Source organism: Mucilaginibacter sp. P4_G9, from assembly GCF_056400985.1.
On sequence record NZ_JBFUKF010000450.1, the window covers coordinates 1 to 3937 of the forward strand.

At 42.3% G+C, this 3937-nt stretch carries 3 protein-coding genes; 1 reads left to right on the forward strand and 2 read right to left on the reverse strand.

Annotation, left to right across the window (positions count from 1 at the left end; genetic code table 11):
- Positions 1–904 (forward strand): DUF5686 family protein (locus tag AC1DPZ_RS23510; RefSeq protein WP_477408036.1); only part of this gene is annotated, 904 nt, incomplete at its 5' end.
- A gap of 112 nt (positions 905–1016) precedes the next feature.
- Here the strand turns inward: AC1DPZ_RS23510 and AC1DPZ_RS23515 are convergent.
- Positions 1017–1727 carry a DUF4397 domain-containing protein gene (locus AC1DPZ_RS23515; protein ID WP_477408038.1) on the reverse strand — a complete coding sequence of 237 codons (711 nt, stop codon included), beginning with the start codon at positions 1725–1727 and terminating at the stop codon, positions 1017–1019.
- Between the two features lie 142 nt (positions 1728–1869).
- Positions 1870–3261 (reverse strand): Gfo/Idh/MocA family protein, encoded by a 1392-nt coding sequence (locus tag AC1DPZ_RS23520; RefSeq protein ID WP_477408040.1) that lies wholly within the window; start codon positions 3259–3261, stop codon positions 1870–1872.
- Positions 3262–3937 lie beyond the last annotated feature (676 nt).

Here is a 3937-nt window from a genome sequence, read left to right on the forward strand (position 1 = left end):
AAATAACTCGCAGTCGGCACTTACCTCGTTCCAAAGCGGCAAAACCGATTACTGGCTTTTTAACAAGACTTTCAAAATTGATTATGTAAAGGATTTTGAAAATCATTTTTCATATAACCTGACTTTCAAGAACTGGAACCAACAAACTGCAGGTACACTGGTATTTGAGGTTAATGATTCAAATAATAGTATTGTACATGATTTAACTACTACTGATGTTGGCCTTGGACTAAGGTATGCTCCTCATGAACAAATTATACAGGGAACCGGGTCGCGGCATACTATTTTTAGTAAATACCCCATTTTTAATTTGCAGATAAATCAAGGCTTTAAAGGGCTGGCCAATGGATCATATAACTATACTAATATCAGTGCGAATATTTTTAAACGGTTTTATTTATCGCAATTAGGTTACTCGGATATTACATTGCTGGGCGCCCTGCTAAAGGGAAAGGTTCCATTTCCGTTACTGAATATCAGTCCGGCTAATCAATCCTTTGCTTATGATCCCGATGCTTACAACCAAATGAACTACCTGGAGTTTGTAAGTGACCATTATGTGGGTTTGAACCTGACGCACAGTTTTAATGGCTTTTTTCTTAATAAGATTCCATTAATAGAACATTTAAAGTGGAGGGAATTTCTTTCATTTAAAATTTTATATGGCGGCTTGCGCAATGAAAACAATCCCCTTTACTCAAAAAACTTATACAAATTTCCAACAGGTTCAAATGGTGCAAACGGTACTTATGCTTTAGGCACTATTCCCTATATAGAAGCGGGAGCCGGCATCGGCAATATTTTTAAGTTATTACGGGTAGATGTAGTGAGGAGGTTTAATTATCTTGATCACGCTGGTAGTTCCGCTTATGGTATTAAGTTTAGTATTAATCCCGATTTTTAGCAATCACTTCTATTGCGCCATCGGCCAAAGTGCTGCCTGAAACTAATATTACACCAAAAATCCCTGCCTTCTTCCAAAAGCAGGGATTTTTGTTTGATTCAGAATAAACAGATCAATAATAATATACATTCTCCTGCACATGGGCACTGAATTTTTTTACATCAGTGGCCGCAGCAAATCCCTGCGACCATATGGTGTTAATGGTGTTTCTTTTCAATGTAACATCGGTAAGTGTGTATAACACAGTGGATGTTCCTGCTTTGCGAATTTCGAAGGTAAAAGCAGTAGCACCTTCAAGAGGGACGAACGCAGAGTAATGTTTATAGGTTATCCCCGAGGCAAGTATCGCACCTCCTTTGATTGCCAGATCTGTAGCACCAGCATCCGGGCTTAAGTTCACAAACCTGATAGTAGCCTTGCCTTCAGCCGGACGGCTTATAGAATCAGCAATCAGCAACAGATCGGGTGTGCTAACCTGGTTGGCCAGGAACAGTGAATACAGCTGGTCGGCCTTAAGGGTAATCGTATCGCTCTTTATTTTCTGCTGACTTCCCTGTACATAAAAAGTCGCGGTTCTTTTCCCGGTATAGGCTCTGATATAATCCAGGCTTTCACCACTTTTAATAGAGAAGTTGTTTGCCCTGTTCTGATCCAGGTAGAAATCAACCGGCTGAGCATCCGGCGAAGCATTTATAGCAGAGATTAGCGCTGCCGGAGGTGGTACATAATGGTTATTACTATCCTTAAGGCATGAGGTTAATAGGCTACTGAGCAAACACATCATCCCGATCATGCCCGCCCCTTGTGTAAAGACTTTTTTCATATGTTGATTAGCATTTATTCTAACCAATACGATAATCAACGGCAAAACGCTACCAGGAAAAATGTTTTTTTAATTGTTAAGCCATAGCAGATACCATAATTTTTGATATGAATTGCCAGGAGACGCGGATGCTGCCTACAGGCTAAACTATTTTCATCGCATTCGCATCCCAACGGATCACTTTATTCTGGAAGTAGCTGTCGTTACAGGCTAAACAAGGCGCTGCTGCCCTGAACCCGAATACCCCATCTTCAACAACCGGCTTACCTGTACGGATAGAATCAAAGAAATTGGCAAAGTGATCGTTTGACGCATTGTACCCTTCCGGTGTTTTGTAAGTAACGTCCGGACTTGTAGGTGCTTGCTGATCGGTTTGCGAGAAACGTTTGTTATAATCGTCCATTAAGGCCTTTTGCTGCGCTTCTGTGTAGGTAGAAAGAGAATCCCAGCCACCAATACCTGTAGCAACCGGCATTTTACTTTTACGGATGCTAAAGCCATCATCGCCCATAAGATCCATCACGCCTTCGGAGCCTACAATTTTGGTTGTACCGTAGTCGCCTTCACCGCTGATAAAATTAACCCGGAGTGTTACCTGGAAAGCAGGGTGCTCTTTTGTTTCGCCATAATGGATCACCGCGCTCATTACATCGGGTACATTGCGGCCATCTTTCCAGTAAGCAAGGTCGCCTATAGAATAGATCCTTTCGGGACCTTTTGACCCGGTTATAAAGTGGATACCGCTAAGCAGGTGCACAAACAGGTCGCCGGCAACGCCGGTGCCATATTCGCGGTAATTTCGCCACCTGAAGAACCGTTTGCTGTCATAATCATACTTTATTTTAGCGTTTGCCTGAAATCTTGTCCAATCCACGCTCTGCTGCGAAGCATCAAATGGGATGGTATATTGCCAGGCGCCCAAAGGGCTTTGCCGGTTAAACGAGGCCTCGATAGAATTGATCTTACCGATGGCACCCGCCTCATATAGTTCTTTAGCTTTTTTATAAGCTATGCTACTTACCCGTTGGCTGCCCACCTGCAAAACCATTTTGGTATCCCGCTGCGCTTTTATTTCGGCAAGGCCCTGGCTTATCTGGTGCACCATGGGTTTTTCGCTATACACTGCTTTGCCGCTGTGCATGGCATCAATGGCTATCTGGCTGTGCCAGTTGTCGCTGGTGGCAATAATAACAGCATCAATATCTTTACGGGCCAATATTTCACGATGATCGCCAGTAGTAAAAAGGCTGGCTCCGTAAACTTCTTTAGCCCTGTCAAGCCGCCCCTTGTACAGGTCGCAGCAGCCAACCAACTCCACGCCGGGCACGGTTAAAGCGGCCTTGGTATCGGCAAAACCCATAATACCCATGCCTATGGTGGCTATGCGGATTTTATCATTCGGGCTGATGCGTTTTTCGGCACGGAGGATCCTGAGCTCATTTTCTTCCTGTGCTGCCAGGCTTCTGAGCGAGGCAGAGGTAAGTAAAACTGACGCTCCAAGGTGCTTGATGAATTTTCTGCGGTCGGTTGACATAGTAATAAATTAAGTTTTCAATAATTGGTTGATGTATTGACGGCAAGRTGCAATCAATTAGGTTTACAAAAGGCAATTTAGTAAACCAAATCTAATTTTCAACCAAAATTTAATTAATACTTAATTCAGGGGATCGACCCAGAAAATCAATTTTTTTAAAGTGTTATCTGAGTTTCAGCGCAATACTTTACATGCACCGTTCACACACCTTTTATACACCTGCAGAACGCTTTGCCAAGTACCTTTTATAGCCTTTTGAATACCCGTTAATACCCGCATATTTTGTTTTAATATATTGATAATGAATAGCTTGATTTAAAACAGTGATCTTTGCAGCCTTTTTATTTAAAATGAAGCAGGGCGATTATCCCGTAAGATAAGCGCCCCGTTTGTGCATACCCAAATATACAAAAAATGCAAGGAATTTCCAATTAAAACGCCCGGGTTTAACGCAAAAAAAAGGTATCCCTATCATAACCCTCGGATACCATGAACAGGTGCCTTCAGCAGGTTTACTATACCCTCAACAGTTAACCTGTCATAACCTTTGCACAGCTGTGTTTAGTAAGTGAAAATTTTTGTTTTCCGGGTTTCTTTTTGAGTGATTCCGAAGGTACAAATGCCGGACACTTTTATTGAGGATTGTAAGAAAATTATCGATTTAAAAGCTGAACTT

What these genes read in the sequence shown, in the direction of transcription:
- AC1DPZ_RS23515 (WP_477408038.1), bottom strand. Translation starts at nt 1,727, where the DNA reads ATGAAAAAAGTCTTTACACAAGGGGCGGGCATGATCGGGATGATGTGT.
- AC1DPZ_RS23520 (WP_477408040.1), bottom strand. Translation starts at nt 3,261, where the DNA reads ATGTCAACCGACCGCAGAAAATTCATCAAGCACCTTGGAGCGTCAGTT.